30 protein-coding genes and 1 pseudogene are annotated in these 23,415 nt (G+C 41.7%); 14 read left to right on the top strand and 17 right to left on the bottom strand.

All coding sequences use genetic code 11. The features are described 5' to 3' along the window. Positions 1–302: 302 nt before the first annotated feature. Entirely contained in the window at positions 303–1,133 is an 831-nt protein-coding gene (locus MUN89_RS18710; RefSeq protein WP_244709400.1) for an STAS domain-containing protein, read from the bottom strand. 245 nt (positions 1,134–1,378) lie between these two features. On the opposite strand from MUN89_RS18710, the gene MUN89_RS18705 reads away from it, so the two are divergent. The 11 genes from MUN89_RS18705 to MUN89_RS18660 all read left to right on the top strand — a co-directional run bounded on the left by MUN89_RS18705 (position 1,379) and on the right by MUN89_RS18660 (position 8,609). Next, positions 1,379–1,522: a hypothetical protein gene (locus tag MUN89_RS18705; RefSeq protein ID WP_244709398.1), complete on the top strand. Its 144-nt coding sequence runs from the start codon at positions 1,379–1,381 to the stop codon at positions 1,520–1,522. Positions 1,523–1,628: 106 nt separating this feature from the next. Next, positions 1,629–2,198, top strand: coding sequence for a DUF421 domain-containing protein (locus MUN89_RS18700; RefSeq protein WP_244709396.1), 570 nt, complete (start codon positions 1,629–1,631; stop codon positions 2,196–2,198). Positions 2,199–2,260: 62 nt separating this feature from the next. Beyond that, the gene (locus tag MUN89_RS18695; protein ID WP_244709395.1) at positions 2,261–2,431 is read left to right on the top strand and encodes a hypothetical protein; all 171 of its coding nucleotides are present in this window, start codon (positions 2,261–2,263) and stop codon (positions 2,429–2,431) included. 197 nt (positions 2,432–2,628) lie between these two features. Beyond that, a complete protein-coding gene (locus tag MUN89_RS18690; RefSeq protein WP_244709393.1) occupies positions 2,629–3,840 on the top strand; it encodes an acyl-CoA dehydrogenase family protein in 1,212 nt (403 codons plus the stop codon). 4 nt (positions 3,841–3,844) lie between these two features. Further along, entirely contained in the window at positions 3,845–4,624 is a 780-nt protein-coding gene (locus MUN89_RS18685) for an SDR family oxidoreductase (RefSeq protein ID WP_244709391.1), read from the top strand. A gap of 66 nt (positions 4,625–4,690) precedes the next feature. After that, positions 4,691–5,074 (top strand): TetR/AcrR family transcriptional regulator, encoded by a 384-nt coding sequence (locus MUN89_RS18680; RefSeq protein WP_318036101.1) that lies wholly within the window; start codon positions 4,691–4,693, stop codon positions 5,072–5,074. Next, the gene (locus tag MUN89_RS22045; protein WP_318036100.1) at positions 5,032–5,256 is read left to right on the top strand and encodes a TetR-type transcription factor C-terminal domain-containing protein; all 225 of its coding nucleotides are present in this window, start codon (positions 5,032–5,034) and stop codon (positions 5,254–5,256) included. Before MUN89_RS18680 ends, MUN89_RS22045 begins: the two co-directional genes overlap by 43 nt. A gap of 6 nt (positions 5,257–5,262) precedes the next feature. After that, a complete protein-coding gene (locus MUN89_RS18675) occupies positions 5,263–6,114 on the top strand; it encodes a 3-hydroxyacyl-CoA dehydrogenase family protein (RefSeq protein WP_244709389.1) in 852 nt (283 codons plus the stop codon). A 28-nt stretch (positions 6,115–6,142) separates the two neighbouring features. Beyond that, positions 6,143–6,541, top strand: a complete 399-nt coding sequence (locus tag MUN89_RS18670; RefSeq protein ID WP_244709388.1) for an acyl-CoA thioesterase — start codon at positions 6,143–6,145, stop codon at positions 6,539–6,541. A 10-nt stretch (positions 6,542–6,551) separates the two neighbouring features. Continuing rightward, positions 6,552–7,613 carry a phosphotransferase family protein gene (locus tag MUN89_RS18665; RefSeq protein WP_244709386.1) on the top strand — a complete coding sequence of 354 codons (1,062 nt, stop codon included), beginning with the start codon at positions 6,552–6,554 and terminating at the stop codon, positions 7,611–7,613. Positions 7,614–7,820: 207 nt separating this feature from the next. After that, complete coding sequence (locus tag MUN89_RS18660) at positions 7,821–8,609, top strand: enoyl-CoA hydratase/isomerase family protein (RefSeq protein WP_244709384.1); 789 nt, start codon at positions 7,821–7,823, stop codon at positions 8,607–8,609. 27 nt (positions 8,610–8,636) lie between these two features. On the opposite strand, the gene MUN89_RS18655 is transcribed toward MUN89_RS18660, so the two are convergent. Genes MUN89_RS18655 through pxpB form a run of 5 tightly spaced genes read right to left on the bottom strand, consistent with a single transcriptional unit; the run spans position 8,637 to position 13,146 of the window. Continuing rightward, a complete protein-coding gene (locus MUN89_RS18655; RefSeq protein ID WP_244709382.1) occupies positions 8,637–9,422 on the bottom strand; it encodes a putative hydro-lyase in 786 nt (261 codons plus the stop codon). A gap of 21 nt (positions 9,423–9,443) precedes the next feature. After that, positions 9,444–10,631 carry an NRAMP family divalent metal transporter gene (locus tag MUN89_RS18650; protein WP_244709381.1) on the bottom strand — a complete coding sequence of 396 codons (1,188 nt, stop codon included), beginning with the start codon at positions 10,629–10,631 and terminating at the stop codon, positions 9,444–9,446. Between the two features lie 15 nt (positions 10,632–10,646). Next, the gene (locus MUN89_RS18645) at positions 10,647–11,420 is read right to left on the bottom strand and encodes a LamB/YcsF family protein (RefSeq protein ID WP_244709379.1); all 774 of its coding nucleotides are present in this window, start codon (positions 11,418–11,420) and stop codon (positions 10,647–10,649) included. Positions 11,421–11,432: 12 nt separating this feature from the next. Next, a complete protein-coding gene (locus tag MUN89_RS18640; RefSeq protein WP_305852430.1) occupies positions 11,433–12,434 on the bottom strand; it encodes a 5-oxoprolinase subunit C family protein in 1,002 nt (333 codons plus the stop codon). Continuing rightward, positions 12,427–13,146 (bottom strand): 5-oxoprolinase subunit PxpB, encoded by a 720-nt coding sequence (pxpB, locus tag MUN89_RS18635; protein WP_244709377.1) that lies wholly within the window; start codon positions 13,144–13,146, stop codon positions 12,427–12,429. Before pxpB ends, MUN89_RS18640 begins: the two co-directional genes overlap by 8 nt. A gap of 376 nt (positions 13,147–13,522) precedes the next feature. On the opposite strand from pxpB, the gene MUN89_RS18630 reads away from it, so the two are divergent. Next, a complete protein-coding gene (locus MUN89_RS18630; RefSeq protein WP_244709375.1) occupies positions 13,523–13,981 on the top strand; it encodes a DUF2188 domain-containing protein in 459 nt (152 codons plus the stop codon). 81 nt (positions 13,982–14,062) lie between these two features. Beyond that, positions 14,063–14,256: pseudogene (locus MUN89_RS18625) on the top strand (YwbE family protein). A 34-nt stretch (positions 14,257–14,290) separates the two neighbouring features. Here MUN89_RS18625 and MUN89_RS18620 read toward each other — a convergent pair. The 7 genes from MUN89_RS18620 to MUN89_RS18590 all read right to left on the bottom strand — a co-directional run bounded on the left by MUN89_RS18620 (position 14,291) and on the right by MUN89_RS18590 (position 20,331). Continuing rightward, positions 14,291–15,703, bottom strand: a complete 1,413-nt coding sequence (locus MUN89_RS18620) for a HAMP domain-containing sensor histidine kinase (RefSeq protein WP_244709373.1) — start codon at positions 15,701–15,703, stop codon at positions 14,291–14,293. Next, positions 15,684–16,373, bottom strand: coding sequence for a response regulator transcription factor (locus MUN89_RS18615; RefSeq protein ID WP_244709371.1), 690 nt, complete (start codon positions 16,371–16,373; stop codon positions 15,684–15,686). Before MUN89_RS18615 ends, MUN89_RS18620 begins: the two co-directional genes overlap by 20 nt. An 88-nt stretch (positions 16,374–16,461) precedes the next feature. Beyond that, on the bottom strand, positions 16,462–17,298 hold the full coding sequence (locus tag MUN89_RS18610; protein WP_244709369.1) for a hypothetical protein: 837 nt from the start codon (positions 17,296–17,298) through the stop codon (positions 16,462–16,464). 216 nt (positions 17,299–17,514) lie between these two features. After that, a complete protein-coding gene (locus MUN89_RS18605; protein ID WP_244709367.1) occupies positions 17,515–17,904 on the bottom strand; it encodes a hypothetical protein in 390 nt (129 codons plus the stop codon). A gap of 443 nt (positions 17,905–18,347) precedes the next feature. Continuing rightward, positions 18,348–19,337: an oxidoreductase gene (locus MUN89_RS18600; RefSeq protein WP_244709366.1), complete on the bottom strand. Its 990-nt coding sequence runs from the start codon at positions 19,335–19,337 to the stop codon at positions 18,348–18,350. Between the two features lie 27 nt (positions 19,338–19,364). Next, positions 19,365–19,580, bottom strand: coding sequence for a hypothetical protein (locus MUN89_RS18595; protein ID WP_244709364.1), 216 nt, complete (start codon positions 19,578–19,580; stop codon positions 19,365–19,367). Between the two features lie 106 nt (positions 19,581–19,686). Continuing rightward, a complete protein-coding gene (locus tag MUN89_RS18590; protein WP_244709362.1) occupies positions 19,687–20,331 on the bottom strand; it encodes a hypothetical protein in 645 nt (214 codons plus the stop codon). A gap of 237 nt (positions 20,332–20,568) precedes the next feature. On the opposite strand from MUN89_RS18590, the gene MUN89_RS18585 reads away from it, so the two are divergent. Then, positions 20,569–21,144, top strand: a complete 576-nt coding sequence (locus tag MUN89_RS18585; protein WP_244713929.1) for a M15 family metallopeptidase — start codon at positions 20,569–20,571, stop codon at positions 21,142–21,144. 113 nt (positions 21,145–21,257) lie between these two features. On the opposite strand, the gene MUN89_RS18580 is transcribed toward MUN89_RS18585, so the two are convergent. From MUN89_RS18580 to MUN89_RS18565, 4 genes are all read right to left on the bottom strand, one after another. Next, positions 21,258–22,181 (bottom strand): ketopantoate reductase family protein, encoded by a 924-nt coding sequence (locus MUN89_RS18580; RefSeq protein ID WP_244709361.1) that lies wholly within the window; start codon positions 22,179–22,181, stop codon positions 21,258–21,260. Between the two features lie 69 nt (positions 22,182–22,250). After that, complete coding sequence (locus MUN89_RS18575; RefSeq protein ID WP_244709359.1) at positions 22,251–22,637, bottom strand: DUF1428 family protein; 387 nt, start codon at positions 22,635–22,637, stop codon at positions 22,251–22,253. A 47-nt stretch (positions 22,638–22,684) separates the two neighbouring features. Next, positions 22,685–22,993 (bottom strand): hypothetical protein, encoded by a 309-nt coding sequence (locus MUN89_RS18570; protein ID WP_244709357.1) that lies wholly within the window; start codon positions 22,991–22,993, stop codon positions 22,685–22,687. A gap of 15 nt (positions 22,994–23,008) precedes the next feature. Beyond that, positions 23,009–23,404, bottom strand: a complete 396-nt coding sequence (locus tag MUN89_RS18565; protein ID WP_244709356.1) for a VOC family protein — start codon at positions 23,402–23,404, stop codon at positions 23,009–23,011. Positions 23,405–23,415 lie beyond the last annotated feature (11 nt).

Raw genomic sequence — 23,415 nt, 5'->3', positions numbered from 1 at the left:
TTCTCTCCTTTTGTATTGGTGTTACGTAATCATTCTATGTGGAGAGGAATAAAATGCTTGTATAATAGTCTATTTTTAGTAGATTGGGTGAAGGATGAAAGAAATTTTTTCAATAAACTAGTACAATTGCCAAGTCATCCTAAGCACGGGGAACATAGTCTATACCATATCTATCCACAGTTAGATATCATGAATTTTACCACACTGTGAATTTCCCTAAATAAAACGCTAGCTGCCACTAGCGTTTTATTAATTAGCTGAAAAAATGCTCCCTTTATATAATGATAAAAGGAGCATTTTTGTTATTCGTTCATTGTTGCAAGTGCCTGGGCAAGCGTAGAGGTGATGGGTATATTTTTGAAATCAATCCCCAGTTGGACCGCTGTTTGAGCGATTTCCGGCCGGATACCGGAAAGAGTGACATTTACTCCAATGAGCTTTAATCCTTGCAGCAGTTGAAAAATCTGGTGGGCGACCATCGTATCGACCATGAATACCCCGGATAGGTCAATAAATAAATGACTGACTGCTTTTTTCATGCAATCCTGTAAGGTATTTTCCAGAATGGTGGCTGCTCTGGCTTCATCAATTTCCCCGACAAGAGGTAAAAGCGCTTTTCCGTTTGTTAAATCGATAACGGGGGAGCTGTTATCATTAATCACGTGCTGCTGTTCTTCCAGCTGTTTCTCTGTGTATTTAGATTTTTCTTCTGTAAAGCGCAGCAACGCCGTATCGAACACTTCAATAATGGTCGATTTCCATAAATCAATTTTGTGTTGAGGCTCGTTACGGTTTTTACTAAATATTTCAATGAATTCCAAGTATTGATTTCTGACTCTGATAAACTCTCTCATGATAAAATGGGTGGGAGTCCTCAAATGTCCATCATCTGTAGCAATTTTATAGAGCCACTGGTCAAAATCTTTGAGAAATACCTGCTTTTCCTCAATAAACACTTTACATACATGCTGGTGAAATTCAAAGTTCTGTTTTTTTAAGTTCCGGATCACTTCAGGATCTCTTGAGGCATACACGCCTGTGGGGTCACTTTTATCTAATGATTCGTACCACTCTTTCGTAAGCTTCTCTGCCTTGTCCATAAGATAATGATATAAATCTTTATTTCTCTGCATGTTGTCCCCCCTGCTTCCGGTAAGTTATTAATTATATTATATATTGATAATGGAAGGATTACGATAGAAAATAAGATTAATCACACGAAAAAAAGGGAATGTGCATTTAATGGGATCAATTTTTGATAAGTTTTGTTGAAATGACTTCTTTCATGCATGATTGCTTCGACATTTAAATATGTTGATATATGGATGAAAAGGAGTATGATTAAACTACAGAGAAAAGTCATCAAGGAGGAATGATTATGGCTTGGGTACATTTAATTCTTTCTGCCCGGTTTATTTTTATCGCATTTTTCTCAATAACTGCTGTCAGTTTGCTTTCTTTTCAATCGTTTGCATTTTTTCAAGCCTTTTTAGATTTTTTTGATTTTTTTCATAAGAAATAATTTTGTATCCATTGGGAACAGTCCCAATGGTTTTTTTATTTTCTGCGTATTATGGAATGGATAAGAAAACCCAAGGGTAAAACAATAAAAAAAGGAGGAGAAGGACGTGCCATATTTTTTAAAAGGAATTCTCTTTTACGTGTTTACCTTACTATTGCTTCGTCTAGGCGGAAAACGAACGATCTCGAATTTAACCCCCGGGGAAGTCGTTGTTATGATTGCGCTCGGCAGCTTAATGGTTCACCCATTAAAAAGCCATAATATTTGGATTACGTTATTTGGAGGTTCAATCATTATTGCTGGAGTTTTAACGGTATCGATTGCAGAAGTCCACATTCCCTTTCTCAAAAAGTTTATCCAAGGAGAGCCAGTGGTGGTCATTGAAAGTGGCAGAATACTTCACCAAAATTTAAAAAAGCTGAAGATGACCGAGGAAGAATTACGAATGCAGCTTAGAATTCATAATGTCGCTTATGTGGAAGATGTAAAAACGGCTACATTTGAAGTCAGTGGGAAATTAGGGGTAGAATTCGCCACAACACATTATGAAGAATTGCAAGCTTTGAAACAGGAGGTCCAGCGGCTTTCATTACTGGTTGATCCTGAGCATAAGAGTGAGGATTATGAGGAAAAGACCATTGAGAAAGAATCTATATTTTCTAACGTAAAGAAGTGAAAGAGAAGTTTACATAATTTATGCACACTGGGGCATTCTGTGAAGAGGAAAGGGGGCGAAGGATGATGGACAATCAGCAAATCGAAGCGTGTATTCAAGAGTGTGAAAGTGCAATTACCCATTTGAATCATGCCATGACGAAGATGGGGGAAGCAGGACAGAATGAAAAAATGCAGCATGCTGTAAAAGATTTAGAAGAATGCATCGAGGAATGCAGAGATATGCTGCAATAAACGCGCAATGGTTAACTTCATGACCAGGCTGCCGAGATTTTCTCGGCAGCTTTTATTATGTTTACAAATCGCAGCAGTTCATCTATTTATTAAATGAATGGTCATTCAATTTTTGTTGAGTTTTCAGAATTATCGGTATAGAATGAAAAGTACATACTAACTGGTCAGTATGTATGAATTGAAAGGAGTTCTGTTCATTGGATTTTCAGCATTCATCCAAAGCAAAAGAGTATCAGAAGAGAGTCCAAGCTTTTATGGAAGAGCATGTGTACCCAAATGAGAAAGTTTTTGAAGACCAACTGAATGCTCAAGAAACTCGGTGGGCAGATGTGCCTCCGATTATTGAGAAGCTGAAAAAAAGAGCCAAAAACGAGGGGTTATGGAACTTGTTTCTGCCGGACCATACATATGGGGCAGGATTGTCTAATGTAGAATACGCACCTTTATGTGAGCTGATGGGACGTTCACTAATTGGACCGGAAGTATTCAATTGCAATGCACCGGATACGGGAAACATGGAACTTCTATACCGTTACGGAAGCGAGATCCAAAAAAGTCAATGGCTCACTCCATTGCTGAATGGCGAAATACGCTCTTGTTTTACGATGACAGAGCCTGATGTTGCCTCCTCTGATGCAACAAATATAGAAGCTCATATCGAAAAAGATGGCGATGAATATGTTCTGAACGGCCATAAGTGGTGGTCATCCGGAGCTGGTGATCCACGGTGCAAGCTGGCTGTTTTTATGGGGAAGAGCAATCCTGCGGCTCCAAGACATGAGCAGCAATCTATGATTCTTGTGCCTATGGATACCCCGGGAATTAGTGTGAAACGGATGCTGCCGGTTTTTGGCTATGACCATGCTCCTCATGGCCATGGAGAAATCGTTTTCGACGATGTCCGTGTCCCCGCTGAAAATATGATTTGGGGAGAGGGAAAAGGCTTTGCCATAGCTCAAGGTAGACTTGGTCCGGGGCGTATCCACCATTGTATGCGTTTGATTGGGGCTGCAGAGAGAGCGCTTGAGGATTTGTGTAAGCGCGTTCAAAAACGCGTTGCCTTTCATAAGCCATTAGCTGACCAAGGAGTAGTAAGAGAATGGATTGCAGATTCGCGTATTGAATTAGAACAAGCAAGACTGCTTACTTTAAGCGCAGCGAGCAAAATGGATCAGGAAGGAAACAAAGCAGCGAAAGCGGAGATCGCTATGATTAAAGTGACGGCACCAGCAGTGGCATTAACAGTGATTGACCGGGCAATTCAGGCACACGGGGCTGCAGGAATCAGCGATGATTTTACATTAGCCGCCCAATGGGCTAACGCAAGAACACTGAGACTGGCGGATGGTCCGGATGAAGTACACAGAAGGCAAATCGCAAAAATGGAATTATCCAAATATAAGGAGTGATTCAATGAGTGTGAAAGACCTCTTTGACTTAACAGGAAAGACTGCGATTGTGACTGGAGGGGGAAGAGGGCTCGGCGAACAAATCGCGGACGGGCTGGCTGATGCAGGAGCTAACTTGGTGATAGCTTCCCGTAAGAAAGAAGTCTGTGATCAAGCAGCTGAACGTTTAAAAAATAAACATGAAATTAAAGTTCTATCTCTAAAGTGCGATGTGACCAGCCGGGAGGATGTTGAACATTTGGTTCAAAGCACAGTAGATGAATTCCAAACCATAGATATTCTTGTCAATAACAGTGGGGCTACGTGGGGGGCACCGGCTCTTGAAATGCCTGTGGAAGCTTTTCAAAAAGTGATGAATGTCAATGTTACAGGAACGTTTTCAGTCTCTCAAAGGGTAGGCGAAATAATGGTAAAGCAGCAATCCGGAAAGATTATCAACATCGCTTCTGTAGCAGGGCTTGGTGGAGTCGATCCGCAGTTTATGGATACTGTTGGATATAATGCCAGCAAAGGAGCAGTCATCACTTTTACGAAAGATCTTGCTGTTAAATGGGGACCCCATAATATTCAAGTCAACGCGTTAGCTCCCGGTTTTTTTCCAACGAAAATGTCAGAAGTGGTCATTGAGAAAGGGGGAGATTTAATCTTGGAACGCACACCACTAGGAAGGTTTGGTTCCGAAGAAGATTTAAAGGGAGCAGCCCTGTTTCTTGCTTCTTCTGCTTCTAATTACGTTACCGGCGATGTACTTGTAGTCGATGGAGGGATGCATGCCTATTGCTAATGAGCAGACCAACTGCTTCCTGTAATAGATTTCACTGGATAAAGAGACTCAAAAGGGCGGTTTAGGATGAAAGAAAAAATGGTCAAGACAAGTATTGCTTTATTCGGAACCCAAGGTTTTCGGGAAACATCCATTCAGGACATCGTAGAAGCTAACGGAATAACAAAAGGAACGTTTTATTATTATTTTAAAAGCAAAGAAGACATGCTTGTTCATATTCATGAGTCCTTTATCAATCATTTATTGGAACAGCAGCAATCCATTTTAGAAGATAGACATACATCCAACCGTCAAAAACTGAGTGAGGTTGTCAGTATGCTGATCAATAATATACGTACCAATGCGGACAGTGCTATGGTCTTCTTTCGGGGGATGCGTCATTTAAGCACGGAAAAACCAAGGAGATTATGCCGAAACGGACTTTGTTCCAAACAAAGGTCCAGTGGATAGTAGATCAGGGAATTTCTGAGGGGGAATTTCGTTCCGACCTACGGGCGGACATGCTTTCCTTTGCAATTCTTGGCGTTGCCAATTGGAGTTACTTTTGGTATGAACCTGAAGGAGAAGTGAAGGAGGAAGAGTTAACAGATATTTACATGAAAATGATTTTAGAAGGAATTGAGGAGGCGTAATAAGAGATGATAAACCTTGCTGTTATAGGTGCGGGAGCAATGGGACATCAGATTGCTATGTTGGCAGCATTGGGAGGATATTCTACAACGCTGCATGATGTTAAGGAAGATTCTTTAGAAAACGCGAGCGAAAAGTTGAATAAAATTATGGACAAATGGGTTAAGAAAAGCAAGGTTACCGAAGCTGAACGAACGGAAGCTTTTGAACGATTATCCTTTACTACCACTTTAGAAGAAGCAGCCCGGGAAGCCGATTTTATCATTGAAGCTGTGACTGAAAGGCTTGAGGTAAAGCGGGAAGTGTTCACCAAGCTCGATCAAATTGCCCCTCCTCACACCGTGCTGGCTACAAATTCCAGTACAATAGTCAGTTCTCTTCTAGCTGATGCAACCCGCCGTCCGAAGCAAGTATGCAACATGCACTTCTTTTTCCCGCCACTCGTAATGGATTGTGTCGAAATTGTCAAAGGAGAACATACCTCAGAAGAAACGGTACAAAAGTCAATCGAAGTCTGTGAACGAATGAAACGGACAGCAGTTTTGCTGAAAAAAGAAGTATCAGGGTTTGTGGCCAACCGCCTGCTGCTCGCTCTTCAAAAAGAAGCCATGCACTTGTATGAGGAAGGATATGCCGACTTTCAGGACATTGACAAGATTGCCAGGAAAGCACTGAACCATCCCATAGGTCCATTCGAACTGATGGACTTATCCGGAATCGATGTTGGCTATTATGTGATGCAGCAGCAATACGAAGAATCAGGTAACCCGCAAGACCAACCATCAGAAACACTGCTTAATAAAATGAAGGCAGGAGAACTAGGAAGAAAAACAGGCCGAGGATTTTATTCATACCATTAAAAAACAATAGTATTGGGAGGCAGAAAGTATGCATGAATTAGAAGTGAACGTAAGATTTTGCGAAACAGATTTATTAGGACATGTGAATAATAATAATTTTTTTGTTTATATGGAAGATTCACGAATTCAATTTTTTAAAGATTTAAACTTGGTAGCAGACGATTGGAATTTCATCCTTGCATCTACTAAATGTGATTTTATTAAACAAGTCTACTTTAACCAGACGCTGCTGATTCAAAGTCACGTCATGAAAATTGGAAACACAAGCTTTCATCTGGAACAGGATATGTATGAAAAAGACTCTGGAGAGTTAGTTGCTAAAGGCACCTCGGTAATTGTGCAGTTTGATTTTCACAGCCAGAAGAGTGTGCCGCTTACAGATGAAATGAGAGCGGAGCTTGAGTACCACCAATTAGCAACGAATTAGGAGGTGCAGGATGGTACGAACAGAAAACACACAAAGCGTTCGGAAAGGGGAAGAATTAGACACACGAGTATTGGAAGAATTTTTGAAAGCTCATGTAGCTGGTTTCCCTGATAGTCATTTGGAAATTCGTCAATTCGGGGCAGGACATTCAAATTTAACCTATGAGTTAAAAGCTGGAGATTGGCAGTCTGTACTGCGCAGGCCTCCTAAAGGTCCAGTGGCTCCTAAGGCGCATGATATGAAAAGAGAATATTCGCTTTTGAAAGCGGTACATCCCGTTTTTCCATTAGCACCAGCACCCATTCTGTTTAATAATCAATTATTTAAATTTCCTTTTTTTCTTATGGAAAGAAGGAAAGGCATTGTTTTTGATAGCGACATTCCTAATGAATTGCTGTCTTGTCCTAATTTAGGTGAAAAGCTGTCAGAGACCATGGTTGAACGCCTTGTAGAGCTTCATACCATTGATTATCAAAAAACGGACTTAGCCGCGATGGTTAAGCCTGAAGGATTTATGGAGCGGCAGGTGCATGGCTGGATTCAACGATTTGAAAGGGCGGGAACGGACGATGTCGATTCAGGGTCACGCGTAATCCAATGGTTGAAAAATCATATTCCTGAGAATACGGAAGCTGCTGTAATTCACTATGATTATAAGTTTAATAATGCCATGTTTGACTCCACGGATCCATGCAAAATGACGGGCTTATTCGATTGGGAAATGGCGACTGTTGGGGATCCTCTAGCTGATTTAGGGGCAGCGATGAGCTATTGGATTGAAGATTCGGACCCAGAGCTGTTAAAGAACGGACTGGGCAAACCTCCAGTTACCGTTAAAAAAGGGTTTTATACAAGAAGGAAGTTTATAGAGCGATACGCTGAAAAGAGTGGACGAAATATTGATCAAATTAAAATTTACTTGACCTTTGCTTATTTTAAACTTGCAGGGATCGTCCAGCAAATCTATTACAGGTATAAAAATGGACAAACGAATGATCCAAGATTTGCACATATGAATCAATTTGTAAATGCTTTACTTAAACAGGCTGAACAGCAGGCCGGTCTATCCTAATGGGAAAGTTAAGGTGACCTTTAAAATAGAGGATTTTCAGCTGATTTATAATAAGTGTTTTTTCTGTCATTCCTGGCCCAATTCTATTTTTAGCATTTCTAGTTAGAGCAGACATAAATCGACATTAATTTCCCGGGAAATAAGTACGACAGCTGCTCATGAGAAAGATTCGCACAATCAATCATTTTAAAACTGGGGGGGAAGAAAATGAATGTTAATGAAAATGAACACCTTATCGTAAATATTAATGGTCCTGTCATGTCTTGTGTATTAAATCGTCCTGAAAGTTTAAATGCTTTTTCAGATGAAATGATTGCTGCCTTACAGAGAGCTTTGAAGACTGCGGCAGATAAAGAAGATATAAAGGCTGTCATCCTTTCAGGGTCAGGACGCGCTTTTTCGGCTGGCGGAGATATCAAAAACATGGACAAAGCTTCTCCAAAAGATATCTATGACCATGTAGGAAAATTAAATGATGCCGTACTTATGATCAAAGAAATAAATAAACCCGTAATTGCTGTTGTTCATGGCTATGCGGCCGGAGCTGGTCTGAACTTGGCCCTCGCCTGTGATCAGATTCTCGCGGGTGAAGAATGCAAATTCGTCTTAAGCTTTGCTCAAGTAGGATTAGCAGCAGACGGAGGAGGGTCCTATTTTTTAACAAGATTGTTAGGTCCGTATCGAGCTAAGGAATTACTGTTTCGTGCAGAGCCTATTCCAGTAGAAACCGCACTGGAATGGGGGTTGGTCAATCAGGTAATCCCGCTTTCCGACTTGGAAGAACAGGCAGTAAACTATGCCATCGAGCTTTCTAAAGGGCCGGGACAGGCAATTGGAATGATGAAAAAGCTGGTAAATCAAGCTGAAAATTCGGAACTAGCCTCTATCTTGGAGCAAGAACGGCTTGCCCAGACACTTATGGTTACTACTGAGGATCATAAGGAGGGAATACAAGCCTTTCAAGAGAAACGACCTCCTGTTTTTACAGGGAAATAAAAAAGCTGAGCGCTGTGCTCAGCTTTTTTATACACTATATGTTTCGTTTTTATCGTTGGTTATAAACATATGTCCGGGAGCATGAGTGATCATGATTTCTGGTTTCATTTGCATAGCGATAGCCTGTGGAGTTACACCGCACGCCCAGAAAACTGGTACCTCATCTTCTTTCACAGTTACGGCATCCCCAAAGTCCGGCCTGTTAAGATCGTGAATCCCAATAGAATCGGGGCTGCCGATATGTACTGGCGCTCCATGTACGGAAGGGAAGCGGCTGGTAACTTGTACAGTTCTTACGAGATCTTTTTCTTTCACCGGCCTCATACTGACCACCATAGGACCGTGAAATCTACCGGCGGGATTACAAGGGATATTCGTCTTATACATGGGGACGTTTTTCTTTTCTTCAATATGCCGGATGAAAATGCCATTGTCTAACAAGGCTTGTTCAAAAGTAAAGCTGCATCCTAGTAAAAAGGTAGTAAAATCCTCTTTCCATAAGGACGTAATCGACAGTCGCTCTTCGTGCAGGTTTCCGTCATAGTACACGCGGTAGCGGGGCAGATCTGTTCGCAAGTCGGCTTCAGGGGCTACGGTTTCCGGGACAGCCGAACCTGTATCAGTAACTTCAATGACGGGGCAAGGTTTGGGGTTTCTTTGACAGAATAGTAAAAAATCATATGCCATATGTTTAGGGATAATAACTAGATTGGCTTGGATAAACCCATGACACATGCCTGCAGTTGGTTTCGTCCACTCCTCATCACGAATTAATCTTCTCGCTTGCGCAGGAGTAATCATTGAGACGTCCATTTGAAAACATCCCCCTTTTATTTAAAATAACTTAGGAATTCCTTCAATCAACGAAACGCCGCCCATATAAGCCATGGCGATTACTATGAGTCCACCAAAGACAGTCATCCACAACGGATGTTTATAATTACCGACTATTCTGGATTTATGAGCAGCCAACAGCATGACTCCTAGTGCAATCGGTAAGATTAAACCATTCAGTGAGCCCACAAGGATGAGTATTTTTACCGGTTTTCCCACGGATACGAATACTAAAGTAGAAACAACAATAAAGCCTACGATAAATGACTTATGGTATTTTTCAATAGTTTTACTAAACGTTCGAATAAAGGACACCGAAGTATAAGCCGCCCCTACTACCGAAGTTACAGCCGCCGCCCACATGATGACACCGAAAATTTTATAACCTATGTTTCCTGCTGCAGCTTGAAATACAGAAGCGGGTGGGTTGTCCGGATTAAGGGTTGTACCGGCAGCTACGACACCTAATGCAGCCAGGAAGAGGAAGATTCTCATAATAGACGCAATACCAATCGCTGAAATAGAGCTTTGGTTTACATAGCGGAGGGATTCTTTCCCTTTTACCCCGGCATCAAGAAGACGATGCCCTCCGGCAAAGGTAATGTAACCCCCGACGGTTCCACCGACAAGGGTAATAATCGCCAAGAAGTCAATAGTATCTGGTGCTACTGTCCTTAAAGCAGCTTCTGCTACAGGAGGTTTTGCAGAAAACATGACGTATATAGTAAGTCCTATCATGATAAAACCAGCAATTTGAGCAAAACGATCCATAACCTTGCCAGCTTCCCTCACAAGAAATATCGCGACAGCTACGATGCCGCTTAAAAAAGCTCCTAATTCTGGAGAGACGCCAAATAATACATTGGTTCCAAGTCCAGCTCCAGCAATATTTCCAATATTAAAGGCAAGGCCGCCTGCGACGATCAGGAAAGCAAGAAAGTACCCTAGTCCAGGCAAAAGACTATTCGCAATATCCTGTGCCGGACGTTCAGCAATAGCAATGATCCGCCAAATATTCAACTGCGCTCCCATATCAATGATAATCGAAGCGAGGATAACAAATCCGAAGCTTGCAGCCAGCTGCTCGGTAAAATGGGTAGTTTGAGTTAAAAAGCCCGGGCCAATGGCGGATGTTGCCATTAGGAAAGCAGCGCCAAGAAGAAGACTAGTTTTCGATTCTTGTTTCATAGTTGTAACTCCTTTCTAATCATTTAATACGTTACTGATTTTAGCTGCTTCGATGCCCGACTCCTTGAGAGCCGAGTTGATGTAATTAGCAAACTCTAATGCATGGGCACCGTCCCCGTGTATGCAAATCGTATCTGCTTCAATGCCAATCTCTTCATTTTGAAGGGTGTGTACTTTCTTTTCTTTTACCATCTTGATTACCTGGTTTACGGCTTGTTCCTGATCAGTAATGAGGGCATCAGGTTCTCTGCGGGAGGTGAGTGACCCATCGCTTTGGTAGGTACGATCAGCAAAGACTTCGCTTGCTGTAATCAACCCGGTTTTCCTCCCTGCCTTGACTAGTTCACTCCCGGCCAATCCAAAGAGAATAAGAGCTGGATCTACTTTATAAACAGCTTCCGCAATAGCCTCAGCTAAATCTTTCTGCTTAGAGGCGCGGTTATACAAAGCTCCGTGCGGCTTTACGTGCTGGAGCGAGCCTCCTTCTGCCTGGACAAAACTTTGAAGGGCACCGATTTGATAAACGACCATATCATAGGCTTCTTGAGGTGTAATATCAATAAACCTTCGTCCAAAACCCGCCAGATCAGGCAGCCCGGGATGGACTCCGATGCCAGTGTTTTTCTCAATGGCAAGCTGCACCGTTTTTCTCATAATGGAAGGGTCTCCTGCATGAAATCCACAAGCAATGTTTGCAGACGTTACGTAATCAAGGATTTCCTCATCCTGACCAATTTGATAAGTACCAAAACTCTCGCCCATATCACAATTAATATCTACTTTTTTCATTTTCTTATCCTCCTAACGATATTTGAGTTTAATTCCTTGGGCAAGCTGTTGGATCAGTCGTTCTCTTTCCAAGAACAGCTGCTGGGCATCTTCATGGGAAATCATCGTAAATTTGATTTTTTCCCCAGGTTTTAATTGCGCCATTTTCGGTAAATCCACACTTGCTACTTGAGCTATTTTTGGATAACCGCCGGTGGTTTGACGGTCGGCAAGGAGTACAATTGGATTTCCTTCAGAAGGAACCTGGACTGTTCCAAAAGCAACCGCTTCTGAAATCATATTTTGTTTATTCGCTGTTTTCAGTGGGACGCCTTTCAGCCGGTACCCCATACGATCCGATTTTGTATCGACGGAAAAAGCTTCAGATACCAAGGCAGTTTGGCTCTCTTTTGTGAACCAGTCAAATTCTCTTCCTTTCATCACACGAATTTGGTTGGAGTCTGCATGCTTTGGAATAAATTCTGTTGCTACATACCAATCCATAGCCTTCCAATTAACGTTCCCTGCATATTCCTTCAATTCTTTTAACATACTTGAGGAAAACTCGGACATTTCAAGAGTAGAAAGGAGATCATTTTTTTGAAGTGCTCTGCCTTCATATCCTCCAATTCCTGCTCGTAAATAAGTGGATGTACTATTCATGATTTCAGGAACAGCATATCCTCCTGCAACAGCAAGGTACGACCGGCAGCCTTCCTTTATATTTCCAAACCGGAGTTCACTGCCAGCTTTTATGTAGATGGGACGCCAGAGGCCAACAGGTGAACCATCAATCATCGGCGAAGAATTGCCCCCGCAGATCGAGATTAGTGCATCTTCCTGAAATTCCAATTCCGGGCCAACCAAAGTTATTTCTAAAGTCGGGGAATTGCTGTTGTTTCCTACGAGCAGGTTTGCAATTCGATGGGCTTCAGGATCCATGACTCCGCTCGCGATTACCCCGTGTTTCTGATAACCGAAACGTCCGAGATCCTGCACAGTAGTCAACATTCCTGATTTGACAACTTTAATCATGTTCCCCCTCCTTATACTTTTCATAATCTGCTTTAGAAATAGGAATGAATTTGATCCGGTCTCCAGCATTCAGCAAAGAAGGAGGGGTGTCCTGTGGACGGAATAGTTCCAGCGGCGTGCGGCCGATTAACTGCCATCCTCCAGGTGTTTCAATGGGATATACCCCTGTTTGATTTCCTGCGATGCCTACCGATCCTTCAGGGATTCGTTCGCGCGGGTTCTCTCTCCGTGGAGCAGCAATTTGTTCATCCATTCCGCCTATGTATGGAAAGCCAGGAGCAAATCCTATCATATAAACAAGATATTGTCCTTTTGAATGAATATCGATGACTTCTTCCGGATGTAAATTGTTGGTTTGTGCTACAAACTCTAAATCAGGTGCAAATTCCTCTTCATAACAGACAGGAATCTCCACTGTCCTAGCTTGAACTGATTCTGTATCTCGTAGGTTTGTCAGCAGGCTTGATAATTCTTTACATACCCAGTCATAGGGAAGGATAGAAGAATCGGAGGAAAGCTCTGATACTTTTACAGGATCATAGAAAACCGTAACCGTCGTAAAGGCAGGAACATACTCAATGAACCAATCGAACTGACTGTTCTCCAAAATGAGCGTAATCTGCTGAACCCTCTTATGAGTCAATTCGTTGATTGCATGGCCGATTTGAATAATGACAGCTTGGTCTCCCAGGGGGGAATATTCTAAATTCAAGGATCGTACCTCCTTAATGAAATCGATTCTGATATTTCAGAAAAAAATAACTGTTCTCATGCTATCCTATTTTTAAAAAGCTTTCAAACTAAAGTTAAACATGAAACAGAAGCCTTTTCATCGGGATTTATAGCATAGTTAATTTCCCTAAAATGTAAATTTATAAACTATTATAAGTCAAAATATTCACCGAATAAGCCAATGAAAGGACGCTTTCGAAGAATCATAAGTCAAACGACTCAACTTATTTGTTTTCAAATAGGTTTAGCTCCATTATTTGGCAGCTTTAACGAAGAGTAAATAACAATACGTTTTAAGGGGATAAAGATGCGGTAAATAAAGAACACGAACATCATAAAGAGGAGGAGGATAAGAAATGCCTTGGGATACAAATGATTATCCGAGTTCTTTAAAAAATCTGGATACAGCTGTACGAAATAAAGCTATAGACATTGCAAACGCCATGCTGGACCAAGGATATAATGAAAGCCGGGCGATCCCGATTGCGACGGAGCAAGCGAAGGAATGGTATGAAAATGCCGGCCAGCAGGAGATAAAACAGGTAGAACAGATGAGTAATAAAGATTTAAGAGGAAGAGATGCGGATGATGAGGAGTCAAGCCGTCCAGAACTTCTTGACAAAGGGGAGCATGTAGTTCCCCATGAAGACGGCTGGGCAGTACAGGCAGCAGATGCCAAAAAACCTGATAAAGTGTTTAAAAGGAAAGAAGATGCTGTAGATCGTGCAAAAGAGGTCGCAAAAAATAAAGGAACACCTATCATTATTCACGATCAAGATGGAAATATTCAAGATCAATCCTCTTATGAGGAATGAAAAGCAGGCATGTCTTTTCTTAATCAATCGTGGTATGGTGGAGGGAGTATGGGATACGAAAAAGGTTGGAGTGGATGAAAGATGACAGGACAGAATAGAAAAGACATTTATCCTGGTCTCGAAGTAGATATTGTATTAAAAAAGGACCAAAGAACAGGAAAACTTACCCGGGGGTCGTAAAAGATTTACTTACAAATTCGCCTTCCCACCCGCATGGAATTAAGGTGAGATTAGAGAACGGTCAAGTAGGCCGGGTAAAACACATTTATACGTAATCATTGATCCTGACTCAAAGAACCATTTCTTGAGTCAGGATTTTTTTGGAAGATAAAGGGTGAATGTTGATCCCGAAGCAGAAGTTTTCTTTAACACAAGGTCCCCGCCATGTGCTTTGGCAAGCAGACGGCTAAAGGGGAGGCCAAGACCAAGGCCGCGGGTTGAAAGTTTCTTTTGGGAGCCGCGGTAGAATCGTTCGAAAATTAGCGATTCCTCCTCAGGAGGGATTCCAGTGCCGCTGTCTTTTACGTCCACCGTGATCCAATGGTTTTTACTCAACGCTAACTTGATTTCAAGCTTACCATCCTTCCCCATAGCTTGCTTGGCATTTATAAGTAAATTGATGAGCACTTGCTTGATCCTATTCTCATCGATAACAGCTTCAATTGGAGGAGATGGCATAGTTAATTCAAGCGGTGGCCATTTCTCGGTGGACTGCCATTGTTTCTTTATCTCCTTCAGTACTTTCTGAAGCTCATGAGTACTCGGAGAGATCGGCAAGGATCCTGAAACAAAAGTGTTAAAGCTGAGTAAGTCAGCAATCATCGACTGCAGGCGTTCAATTTCCTTTAAAGATAAACTTAAATATTCTTTGGCTTCATCTTGATCGACAATCTCATCTTTCACTGCCTGGATAAGACCACTGATGGAAGTCACGGGAGTTTTTAAATCATGTGTCACTCCAGCTAACAACTCATTTCGCATTTGTTCGAGGGTTTTCAGCTTTTGTGCCATATCTTTGAAAGCGTTCGTAAGATCTATCAGCTCTTTTTCTTTAGGAGCAGAGAGATCAATCTCATAATTTCCTTCACTTACTTCTTTGGCGGCAAGAACTGTTTCGTTAATGGGCTTGGATAGACGTTTCGTTAAGTAATAAATGACAAGCCAGCCAAGCAGTCCCAGACTGATTAACATGACAGCGAGCAGCCGGTATTCTTGATTAATACTTGCTAGAGAGGATTTTCTTTGTGCAAGAATAACATAGCCGATCGTATCATTGTCGTTCTTTATCGGTTCAGCTACGACATACGCCTTGTCGCCATCGTTAAGGATAACGACGGATTGACTGTTTTTGTAGATGGAAGAGGGGATTTCCTGGTTAAGTCTCGTAAACTCATTTCTTTTTTTGTTACTGACGATGATTTTACCTTCCTGGTCGACTACTACAGCTACAGGAAGTTCTTTCAGCTCTAATGAATCAATTCGTTTAGATAAGATCTCAGAAAATAGCGGCCCGGCTAAAATTCTTCCCTTAGTATTTACAATCCGGTCAGCAATTTCTTCTGCGACTACATGAGTGAGTTTCAAACGGTTTTCAACTGTAATATGCCGAATCCAAAATAGAGAAGCTGCTGCAATGATTCCAAGACCGATAAGCAATGTGATTAAGTATCGGTTTGTCCAATATTGCAAAATGGTTTTTGGTTTATTTTTTTGTTTGGACACTCAATTGATACCCCAATCCACGTAGTGTTTTTATTGATCCTTCACTTTCCGTCCATGGTTTCAAAGCTTTCCTAATTCTCTTTACAGATAGATCAACAGCTCTGTCGCTGCCTTTATAATCCATTCCCCATACTTTGTCCAGCAGCTGTGCCCTTGAGAAGGTCTGATTTGGATGTTCAGCCAAAAAAATGAGCAAATTCCGATCTCTTGGTGTAATAGAAAGTTCGTTGCCAGCTAAAGTAATTTGATGAGATTCGGTGTTGATATGCAAGGATCCATAGCGAAAGCTCCGACCGTCGTTTACCATTACGGAAGGTCTGCGTAAAACGGCTTGAATACGTGCGACCACTTCTTCGCCGATAAAAGGTTTGCTTATGTAATCATCAGCGCCTTCCTGAAGTCCTTTCAGCCGTGAATCAATTTCGCTAAGAGCGGTCAACATGATGATGGGGCAAGAGCTTTCGCTGCGGATGTCATGCAGAATGGACCATCCATCTTCATCTGGAAGCATAACGTCCAGCAGAACCAGGGAAGGGCGCTCGCTTTTAAAAAGCTTTCTTGCTTCCGCACCAGTAAAGGCTTGACTGACAAGAAAATGATTCTTTCTTAAATAGGCTGTTAATACTCTTGAAATAGTTGGTTCATCTTCCACAATTAGTAATCGATTCATTAGTCTGCTCCTTTGTTGTTATTATAAAAGAAGAATAGAGAAGAAAAAACCGCTACACGTGGAAAGTATAGCGGCAAATCCATGAGTATTATAATTGGTTTATCATGGTACCAACCTGATCTGTATTGGATGAACGAGGAGAAGTCTCAATTTGGGTATCATTTTCTTTATTTCGATGCACTCCCCGTTCAGGAAGTTCAATACCGAGGTCTTTCAATTTTTGTTTCGCTTCTGCTTCAGTAATTTTCCCGGCTTTCATTTGTTCCCGAATGTTTTTTAACTCGGTCCTTTGTTCTTCCGTCAGATTTTTCAGGAATTTTCCGTGGTGGTGATGTCCACGGAAATCGGGAAGACCTAATTCCTGTAGTTTCTCTTTTGCTTCTTCTTTAGTGAGAGTACCATTTTTCACCTGTTCTTTAATTTCTTCCATTTTTTTCTTAGTCTCTTCATCAAGTTTTTTCCATGGATGCTGAGGAAGCTCTATTCCGAGTTCTTTTATTTTTTCTGCGGCTTCGCTTTCGGTCAGTTCCCCACTCTTTACTTGCTCTTTAATTTCTTTCAGTTTGTTTTTTGTCTCTTCATCCATTTCCGCAAAAGGACCTTTTGGAATGTTCACTCCGAGAGCTTTTAGTTTTTGTTTTGCTTGTTCTTTAGTGATTTCTCCATTCTTAACCTGAGCTCTAATTTCTTGTACTTTTGCTTTTGTTTCTTCATCGAGAGAGTCGAAAAAATGACCCTTTCTCTTTTGGGATTGTTCATCTTCCTTGCTTTTGGAGGAAGCATTTTCATCCGTGTCAGCTGCAGAGGAATCGTCTGTGTAGGCGTCATCCGGGATTTGAACAGATGCAGCGGATACTGCCGTTGGAATTGCCACAGCAGCAGCTAATGCTCCCATAATCAACTTGCTTTTGAAAAAGTTTGGCATGCTTAAAAAACCTCCTTTTTATTATCTTACGGTGCCCATGCTATCCCTCATATATGTCAAAGGGATGTCAAAATGAAAAAAATAATGAAAAGGGTAAGGAAATTTTAAACTGACCATTTAGGGGAAGCTCATCTTTGTCTATGTGGTGGGAGAAAGGGGGATGAAGGACAGACTTTTGGAAAAAAAGAACTCCCTATTAAAGGAAGTTCCGCCTTCTTATTTCATTTGCACGTAGTCGCGATAAGGCATTTCAATTGTAAAAAAAGCACCATCATCATCTTCTATAGAAGACAGGATCGTATAATTAGTTCCGAAGATTTCTTCCATAGCAAAATCTCCATTATCAAAGGGTTCGCGATCAATAGAGAAGCCTGTATCCAAAATCTTATGTCGATCCTCTTCGGTTAAAGTGCTGATCTCACGAAGGATTACCATAGGGCGGATAATCGTGACATCGTAAGCATCCTTTATTTCGTCGTGATCTATTTCTAAAGTAACAAGTTTCTTAGCGTCCCCAAGCATCTCTTCCACAAATTCTTTAAATTCGGAAAAGTCGAGCAGGAAATGGACATCTTCAGGTTTTAAACGTCTCAAATATTGGGACATCTTGTATTCCTCCTTAATCTTACATACCTATATTACCATGAGGATAAGAGATTAAACCTTGTTAAATTGGAAAAGCGGACCAGACGTTAGTCTGATCCGCTTATTTTGTAAATCGGAATACATGAATTTTTTTATTTTAAGTTCCTTGTTCATATACAAGGTTTTATAGACCTGATAAACGCCGCGGTCAAATTCTACATGGTAGTTTTGCAACTTAAACGACGCAATCCCTACCTCTATTGCATCCTTACAGCTCCGAAGCTGATCCAGTGTGAATAAGTTGTGTTAAAACATAGCAGAATGCCAGTCTCATACACATCACTCTTTTCTTCAATGTTCCGACATACCTTTTAGCGAAGGCACTAATAACATAGTATAATATGTTATTGTTCTGTTGTCAATAGTACGGCGTACTGCTAATTTTACTACCACATATGCCTCGTCTATACTTTAACGATCGTGCGTCCAATTGTCTGGCCGTTAAGTATTTTTTCAAGAGTTTCAGGTACTTCCTCAAGACTAACTTGAGATTTCATTTTTTCTAAAGAATCCGAAATGTTTAAATCGGAGGCAAGCCGATCCCATATGTCCTTTCTGATATCCATAGGGCATTGAACAGAATCAACACCAATTAAAGCTATACCCCGCAGGATGAATGGGTAAACCTCTGTTGGTACTTTAGTGCCTGCTGCCAGACCGCTGACAGCAGCGGCCCCAAAATACTTGAGCTGGGATAATACAGCTGCAAGAGGTTCACCGCCGACAGGGTCGACGGCAGCGGCCCACTTTTCCTTGTCCAATGGTTTAAGTTTGCCATCAAATACTTCTTTTCTGGATATTACTTTGGCTGCGCCTAATTCTTTTAAAAAGTCTGTATATGATTCACTGCCCGTACTCGCTTCAACTTCATATCCTTGTTTCGCAAGCATAGCAACAGCCATGCTTCCAACCCCGCCGGTCGCTCCTGTTACTAGTACGGGACCTTTCTCGGGAGTTATGCCATAGTGCTGGAGACGTTCGATTGATAAAGCAGCCGTAAAGCCTGCTGTTCCGTAGATCATGGACTGCTCAAGTGTAAGTTCCTGAGGAAGAGGCACGATCCATTGTGATGGAATTCGCGCATACTCACTATATCCTCCAAAGTGATTCACCCCAATTTCATAACTGGTGGCAATGACCTGATCTCCTTTCGAAAATTGGTTGTCTGTTGATTCAACTACTTCTCCAGCGAGATCAATCCCGGGGATGACTGGGTAATTTTTTACTAAAGGGTTGTTCGGTTGAGCAACCATTCCATCTTTGTAGTTGACACTGGAGTAATGAACGCGAATCAGCACGTCACCTTGAGGAAGATCTTCCGTCATCAGTGTTTCCATTCCTGCCTGGACAGATTCACCTTTCTCTCTAATTGTATAAGCCTGAAAGGACGGCATTGTTATCCCTCCCAAAATTTTTGATCATTATCTAGTTCGTTTAGGGCGGAAATCCTCTTTATACTTTTCTTCAGTAGAGGAATCGTTTTTCGTTTTTTCTCCGCGTTTGTGTTCCTGTTCTTCTTTTTCTATATCTTTATTTGGCAGCTTTTCATCAAGCTGGTCTTTTTTCTGCTTTTCATCAAAACTCTGGTCATCTTCGGCTAATCGGTTACGCTTCTCATCATTTTTTTTATCAGCCATACCATCACCTCAATGTAGGTTTGTTAAAGGTAACGTTCCACCATTAAGCTCTTCATAAACTAGGCTGAAAGTCTAAGAAACCCAGATCAGAGAGTCATGATCCGGGTTAAGAAGAAAAAATATTTTTAAATTTTTGTATGAATTGCTGAGCTGCAGGAGCACGGAATAAGTAATCGATTGTCGTGCTGATGATAAGGCCGTGGATGACCACTCCTAGGATTGAAAAAATAACGATGATGATCTGTCCGCCTGCCGTTTCCGGCTCAAAACCGGTCCTTCCAAAGAAGGTAAGGGAAGTAACAGCACACTTCCACGCTTCATGATAGGAATTCAGGTTCTCCTCCATAAGCTTTAAAGGAATGATCAGAAGGAACACCAGGAAAAAGGTAAAGCTTGCGACTAAAGATAAGTGCTGTTTTCTCAGAAATCTTATAAAAGGCTTTGTATAATATCTGGTAATGGATTTGAGGCGTAAAAGGTGGAGGATCCTTGCAAATCTGGCAAACTGAAATACAGCATCCAACGGAATGGCTGCGATCACGATGAACGGGTTTTTCTTAACAAATGTCCATTTATTTTTACTTTTGAAAAAACGGTATAGAAAATCGATAAAAAAGATCGTCCATGTCGTCCAAACGATGTAACCATCATAATTTGTATTTTTCCATATCGTCGCTACGGACAATCCTGCCAGGCAGACCATGAATAATTCATATAGGGTTTTTGATGGTTTTCGATTAATCAGTTTCATCACGGCCTCCTTGCTCAAGATTCTTCTGTTATTATAGCACCCTTATGTGGAAGAGGGCACGGCGAAGGAATCATAGTTGAAAGACGTTCTCCTAATTATTATTAGAAAGTGATAGCCAGCCTTCTTTTTCATGTTTTCGACTTCAAAAGAGCTTAATCGGTTGAGAATGTCTATTAATCTCAGAATATGGTATTCTCTTAGTATCGAAAAGATACAAAAGGGGTCGAAAACGTGAGAATGTTATCCGCTTTAACGGGGTCGACTTTGTTAGTAATCGGAGCTGCCCTTCTTTTATTATTCCTGCTTCCCCGTCTTGATCAAGCCTTTCAAACAAGGACAAGCCATACGAAAGAGGTTCCTATGCCAACCTCTCTTCACCCGGTTGTAGACGATAAAAAAGAAGAACTCATTCAGAAAACAGCAGATAAAGGAATTACAATTGTGATTACAGATGGATTCCGCTCAGAAGAGGAGCAGGATCGCCTGTATGAACAAGGACGCTCAAAAGAGGGGGATGTGGTCACAAATGTGAAAGGTGGAGGCTCTTATCACAATTACGGTCTTGCCATAGATTTTGCATTAAAAAAGAAAAATGGAGAAGTCATATGGGACATGAAGAGAGATGGAAATAAGAATGGGAAGTCCGATTGGATGGAAGTGGTGGACACGGCAAAATCCCTCGGCTTTGATTGGGGAGGCGACTGGGCTTCATTTAAAGACTATCCTCATTTACAAATGGATTTTGATTTATCCATAAGAGAGCTGAAACGGGGAGAGCGCCCGCAGGTAAAAGCCTTAGCCGAAGAAAAATAGTCCTCTAAACAGTCAGGGCCTTCAAATTACTTGTGTCATTTTTGCTTCAGTGACCCTCCAGCTTACTTCTTCATGAAAAGGCTGTCGAGAAAATTCTCGACAGCCTTTCATTATTATTCGCGATATTCTTCATAAGGTTTAATCATGGCATGGATCGTTTGGGTATAAGGCATTTGTAAATGAACTTCTTTTCCTAATCTGAGTGCCCCTCCATGCAGGTGCTCCACTTCTAATGGAAGGCCTTTTCTGCGGTCCTGATGCATGGAGGAGGTAGCCTCCTCATTTAAATTCTGAAGACGTTTGAATGCTGTTTCTACGTGTTCATCTGTTAGTGATATTTGATGGCCGTTTGCGAGCTCTTTCATTTCTTCGAGCATGCGCTTAGCGATGAGGAACGTTTGCGGGTAGGTCCGTATTTTACCTATCGGCTGGTTTACAGCAGCTGTGATCCCTGAGAAAGCTGTAATAAACATGTATTTCTTCCACATTTCTTCCAAAATATCGGTGCTGAGCTTGGCATTCATATTTGCCTGCTTGCAAATGAAGGCAAGTTCTTCGCATATTTGCTGCTGAGAAGGATGGAGCGGGCCGAAAACCAGGTCGTGAAAAGTACTTGTATGAACGACATGACCCTTATCATCCAAAGTAGCGATAATGTAAGAAAGGCCGCCGAGAACTGCTTCCTCCCCGAGTTCCTCTTGAAGAATATTAATATGCTCCATACCGTTCAGGACAGGAAAAACTTTTGCACCTTTGTCAACGAGCGCCTTGAGCCATTCCAGTGTTCCGAATAAGTGATATCCTTTTACCGCTAAAAAGACGAGATCCGCTTCTTCTATTTCATCTGGACTCTCTGCAATTACAGGGGTACCAGGCATCTCATAGTCTCCCATTTCACTATGAAGCTTCATCCCATGTTGACGTAATTGCTCAGCTCTCCCTTCACGGACGAGATTCACAACTTCATGGCCGGCCTCGCTCCATCGCGTCCCAAAATAAGCTCCCAGCGCTCCGGCTCCTAATACGACTATTTTCATTTCTTTCCACCTCCATTAAGTATTTAAATCCATCATAGCACGGTTGGATGCGATTACATGATGAAATACTCAGCTGATCTCTGTATCTTCACTTACAGGTGATTTCTGCTCTGAAGAAAAAATTGAAGTGACTACCCGGTTCATTTCAACAATGTCTTTAATATAGGCATCCAAATAGTGGATCATATCATCGGAGCCTGTATCTTTTAGAACTTCGTGGTAGTGTTGTTCATTTTTAAAGAAGGATTGGCCGAGTAACAGCTCTTCTCCTTCTTCCACTTCAATAAAGTTTAACAGCCCCATCGACCCTTGTCTGCCAGTGAGCTCTTCGGCGAAAAAAATATGGTGATCAAGCGCACCATGTGATTGTAAAATATCTCCTGATTTTTCCGCTATTTTAATGAAAAGAGAAAGGTCCTTTTTCTTTACCCTGAATATGCAGATCACGGTGTACATGCGATTCTCCTCCTGTATATCTTAGTGTTCATGCTTAATAATGCTCATTATTCAACTTTTTGCTCGGTTCTCATGGATAAGGCACCATCAATCAGAAGCACCAGGGCTGTAATGGAATGCATCAGCCAGCCAACGATTGGTATTGCACCTACCATGCTCGTAATTAGACCTAAAATACTGCCGCTGCTGAATCTCTGCTCCCTAATAGAAAAAATTAGTGTAATAAGATGAAGGACGAACATAAACATCAAAGCTCCCCACCCAGTACTGAGAATAAATAAACCCCCGGCGACAGGGATGGCAAGCAAGGCTTCAGCAATTCCTGTAATCCATTTAAGCAATGTTGAGATCTTCATGACAAAGCTCCTAACCTACTGGGATTCAGAAGCAATCTGCCAGCGAATTCCATAAGGATCTTCGAGACGGCCGAAATAACTTCCCCAGAACATTTTCTCAAACGGCATGAGGGTCCGGCCGTTTTCTTTTAACTGATCAAATGCTGAACGTGCTTGGTTTACAGTGGGGTACTCAAGCACCAGCTCTATGGAAGAGTGATTCGTTTCCCCTTTTGCTGCATCCGCAATATAGAATTGCACTCCTCCAGCCTCAAAAACTAAATGCATCACCTTACCTTTAAGATCAGGTGCCGCATCAGGCATTTCGTCATACGTTTGGATACTTAAAATTTCCCCTCCTAAAGCGTTGATATAAAAGTCTGCTTGTTCTCTTGCTTGTGAGGAGAAAAGATAAGGAGTCAGCTTTGCCAATATAAGACATC

It is taken from the genome of Halobacillus salinarum (assembly GCF_022919095.1).
Lineage (GTDB): Bacteria > Bacillota > Bacilli > Bacillales > Halobacillaceae > Halobacillus_B > Halobacillus_B salinarum.
Note: the sequence above shows the minus strand (reverse complement) of the source record. Positions and strands in the feature narration are given on the sequence as shown.